At 72.0% G+C, this 3,982-nt stretch carries 5 protein-coding genes; all 5 read left to right on the top strand.

The annotated features are described in order from the left end of the window. The first annotated feature begins 15 nt into the window (after positions 1–15). The 5 genes from VIB55_RS04545 (at position 16) to VIB55_RS04525 (ending at position 3,383) form a co-directional block, all read left to right on the top strand. On the top strand, positions 16–465 hold the full coding sequence (locus tag VIB55_RS04545; RefSeq protein WP_331875481.1) for a hypothetical protein: 450 nt from the start codon (positions 16–18) through the stop codon (positions 463–465). 3 nt (positions 466–468) lie between these two features. Next, positions 469–927, top strand: coding sequence for a DUF3293 domain-containing protein (locus VIB55_RS04540; RefSeq protein WP_331875480.1), 459 nt, complete (start codon positions 469–471; stop codon positions 925–927). 72 nt (positions 928–999) lie between these two features. Beyond that, positions 1,000–1,671, top strand: a complete 672-nt coding sequence (locus tag VIB55_RS04535; protein ID WP_331875479.1) for a CBS and ACT domain-containing protein — start codon at positions 1,000–1,002, stop codon at positions 1,669–1,671. After that, positions 1,668–2,846 carry an acetoin utilization protein AcuC gene (locus VIB55_RS04530; protein ID WP_331875478.1) on the top strand — a complete coding sequence of 393 codons (1,179 nt, stop codon included), beginning with the start codon at positions 1,668–1,670 and terminating at the stop codon, positions 2,844–2,846. Before VIB55_RS04535 ends, VIB55_RS04530 begins: the two co-directional genes overlap by 4 nt. Then, the gene (locus VIB55_RS04525; RefSeq protein ID WP_331875477.1) at positions 2,847–3,383 is read left to right on the top strand and encodes a GNAT family N-acetyltransferase; all 537 of its coding nucleotides are present in this window, start codon (positions 2,847–2,849) and stop codon (positions 3,381–3,383) included. The last annotated feature ends 599 nt before the right edge of the window (positions 3,384–3,982 follow it).

Genomic DNA, 3,982 nt, shown 5'->3' with positions numbered 1-3,982 from the left:
CGAAAGAGGTAACGCATGCGACGCATGATTGGTGTGGCCGCCGCCGCGGCGGTCGGCCTTACCCTGGTGGCAGTCGCTACCCTGCGGGCGCAGGACAGCTGGTCGCCCCCCTCGAGCGACATGCCCGACATGCCGGCCCCGTCTTCACTGGCGGGGCAGTGGCGCGGGGCGCTGGCCTCGTGGTTCCGCGGCACCGGCGCGCTCGACGGCGTTCGCGCCGTGGGCGACGGCGTGAGCAGCGTCCGTCCCGGCGGCGCACGCGCGCGCCTGGTTCGCTTCGTGGGCGGGGCGCGGCCCGTGGCCACGTGGACGGACCGCAACGGCGACGGCCGGGCCGACATGATCGAGGTCTACCGCGACGGTGCCGTCGCGTACCAGCTGATCGACGCCGACTACGACGGCGGCGCCAACGTACTCCGCGTCTACGACGCCTCGGGCGAGCTCGCCCGTGAACAACGCTACTGAAACGTGTCTACTGCACCGGCCATCTTGAGCGACACCGACCTGCTGGAGGCCTACGGCCGCACCGTCTGGACCGTCGAGGGCCCGAACGGCACGCTCGAGGTGCGCCTGGACGGAACCCTGCCCGATGCCTCGCTGCGTCCGGGGGGCATCGTCACCGCCTTCAACCCGGCGTCCATCGAGCACGACGCCGACGCGAACCGCGCCGCCGACCAGGAGCTGCTGAAGCACGTGCGCTCGCTGGGCGTGCCCTTCCGCCGCAGCCACGCCCACGGCGGGGGCGACGGCTCGTGGGACGAGCCCGGGTTCCTGCTGACCGGCGACGTCCGCCCGCTGCTGGTGGAGCTGGGGCTGGTCTTCGGCCAGAACGCCGTGGTGTGGATCGACACCACCGGGCAGGTGTCGCTGGTGTGCACCCGGGCGGGGTTCGCCGGGCGCCGCCCGGGGCAGAAGATCGACCTCTAGCCGAACCGCGGGCGCGCCGCCCCACCGGGCGGCCCGCCGTGCCCGCGCCTCTTTCCATCGCCACAGACAGCAATGCTGGTGAGCAAGCGGATGACGCGCGACCCCGTCGCCGTCTCCCCCGGCCAGTCGCTCGCGGAGGCCCTGCGGCTCACCCGCGAGCACCGCATCCGCCACCTTCCCGTCGTGGAAGGCGGCGAGCTGGTGGGCATCGTTTCCGACCGCGACATCCGCCTGGCCATGCCCTCGCCCCTGGCCGCGGGCGATGCGGAGAGCACGGCGCGGGTGAGTGAAACGCCGGTGTCGGCCATCATGGCGCGCGAGGTGATCACCATCGGGCCCTGGGACGCGGTGGAAGACGCGGCGCGCCTCCTTCACCGCCACCGGATCGGGGCGCTGCCGGTGGTGGACGCGCACGGCCGCCTGCTGGGCATCCTTTCCGAGACGGACGTGCTGGATGCCTTCGTGGAGCTGCTGGGCCCCGCGGGCGCGTCGTCGCGGCTGGAGGTGTCCATGTCCGACCGCGCGGGCGAGCTTGCGCGGGCCATGCACGTGGTGGGCGACGAGCTGAAGGTGAACGTCTGCTCCATGCTGGTGCCTCCCGGCAAGCACGGCGACCGCCGCGTGGCCATCCTGCACGTGAACACCATCGACCCGCGCGAGGTGATCCAGGCGCTGGAGTCGGCCGGGTTCGAGGTGGGCTGGCCGTCGCTGGAAACGGACCTCCGGCGGGCGGGTGGCGCGTGAGCGTTCCCTCGGCCCTGGTGTGGGATCCGGCCGTCACCGGCTACCGCTTTCGCCCCGACCACCCGTTCAACCCCAAGCGGCTGGACCTTTCCATCTCGCTGATCGAGGCGCTGGGGCTGCTGGACGCCACCACCTGCCGGATGGTGGCGCCGCGGATGGCGACCGACGAGGAACTGCTGGCCGTCCATTCGCGCGAGTACGTGGACGCCGTCAAGCGCTTCAGCGCCGGCGGAAGCACCGAGGGGGCGGGCCGCTACGGGCTGGGGACGGAAGACACGCCCATCTTCCCGGGAATGCACGACATCACGGCCCTGGTCAGCGGCGCCACCCTGCGCGCGGCGGAGCTGGTGATGTCGGGCGAGGTGAAGCGGTCGTTCAGCATCGCGGGCGGGCTTCACCACGCGCACCACGACCGCGGATCGGGCTTCTGCGTGTACAGCGACCTGGCCGTGGCCATCGCGTGGATCCGGCGCGAGCACCAGGCGCGCGTGCTGTACCTGGACTACGACGCGCACCACGGCGACGGCGTGCAGGGGATCTTCTACGCCGACCCCGAGGTGCTCACCCTCTCGCTGCACGAATCCGGACGCTACCTCTACCCGGGCACGGGGTTCGTGGACGAGCTGGGCGAGGGCGACGGGTACGGCTACTCGCTGAACCTGCCGCTGGAGCCCTTTACCGAGGACGGCTCCTGGCTCGACATCCACCGGAAGCTGCTGCCGGAGGTGATCGAGGCGTACCGCCCCGACGTGATCGTGGTGCAGAACGGCTGCGACGGCCACTCGCTGGACCCGCTGACGCACCTGCGCGCCAGCACCCGTTTGTACGAAGAGACCATCCGCATCGTTTGCGAGGTGGCCGATTCGGTGTGCGGGGGGCGCGTGGTGGCGACGGGCGGGGGCGGGTACGCCGTCTGGCAGGTGGTGCCCCGGGCGTGGACGCTGATCTGGGGCGGCCTTTCCGGGCAGCAGGTGCCCAACCGCGTTCCCCGCGAGTGGCTGGACCGCTGGCAGGGCGAGGCCCCGGTGCTGCTTCCCGAGTGCGTGCGCGACCCCGGCGAGGACCTCGCGCCGGTGCCGCGCCGCGAAGAGATCGAGGCGACCAACCGGCGCACGCTGGAGTCGCTGCGCCGGCAGGCCCTTCCGCTGATCCGCGGGTACGGCCTGGGCTGGTAGATGGACGTTTCCCCGCTGCATCCCTCCGCGCCGGACCCGGTTCCGGCGCTTTCCCCCGCCACCTTTCACGACCGGGACGGACGCGTGTTCACGGTACGCGCCTACACCCCCGAAGACCGGCCCGCCCTGGACCGGTTCTACGAGGCTTTCGAACCCAAGCGAGCCGCGCAGGGCCTTCCGCCGGAGGGCCCGGCGCGCGTGGCGCGCTGGCTGGACGCCATCCTGCCCACGGGCACGCACCTCGTCGTCGAAAGCGAGGGGCAGCTGGCCGGCCACGCCATGCTGATGCCCACCCGCGACGACGACGTACGCGAGTACGCCATCTTTCTGGACCACGGGGTGCGCGGCCGCGGGGTGGGCACGCAGGTCAACCGCTTTTCGGCCGAGGTGGCCCGCACGATGGATGTGCGGCGCCTGTGGCTTTCGGTGGAGCCGCACAACCGCCCCGCCGTGCGCTCGTACCAGAAGGCCGGCTTCCGCTTCCGTGCGCCGACGCTGTACTCGCCGGAGGTGGAGATGGAGCTGGACCTGGGCTGAGGCGACGTCGGGGCGTTTCGAAACGGGCCGGCGCATGCCTCGGCCGCCCCCCATCCCCAGCCCTTCCCCCGCAAACCGCGCGGGGGGAAGGGAGCCAGTGTCGTGCGTCACACCTGCCTCGCCGCACAGCCTGTCATCCTGAGCCCCAGGCGCGCCGTACCAGCCCGCACGACATCCCTCGCGGGGCGAAGGATCTAGCCTGGGGCACTTCCAAGCCTGGGCGCGGCAGCGGTCATCGTTGCAGAGGCCGCGATGTCGGGGCATTGCGAAGCGGGTCGGCGCATGCCTCGGCTGCCCTCTCCCCCGGCCCCTCTCCCGCAAGCGGGCGAGGGGAGAATTCGACCGCGCTTCGGCCAGTGCGGCGCACGCTGTCATCCCGAGGAGCGGCCACGCCGAACGGGCCCCGGCGACGTAGACCGCAGCGACCGAGGGATCCGCCACACACTCCGCGAGGTGCCGGATTGCGGTGGCGTGAGCCGGTCTCTGTTCCGCGCGTGCGACACTGATCCCTACGCGCGAACAACAGCCAGCAGTGGTGTGTCTGCAGCGCTGGAGCAGGGGGCGCGTGGTGTGTGGCGGATCCCTCAGTCGCTGCGATC

It is taken from the genome of Longimicrobium sp., assembly GCF_036554565.1.
Taxonomy (GTDB): Bacteria; Gemmatimonadota; Gemmatimonadetes; order Longimicrobiales; family Longimicrobiaceae; genus Longimicrobium.
This window is presented reverse-complemented; position numbering and strand designations above follow the sequence as displayed.

Coding starts and splice junctions, on each gene's coding strand:
- VIB55_RS04535 (WP_331875479.1), top strand. CDS start 1,000: ATGCTGGTGAGCAAGCGGATGACGCGCGACCCCGTCGCCGTCTCCCCC.
- VIB55_RS04525 (WP_331875477.1), top strand. CDS start 2,847: ATGGACGTTTCCCCGCTGCATCCCTCCGCGCCGGACCCGGTTCCGGCG.
- VIB55_RS04545 (WP_331875481.1), top strand. CDS start 16: ATGCGACGCATGATTGGTGTGGCCGCCGCCGCGGCGGTCGGCCTTACC.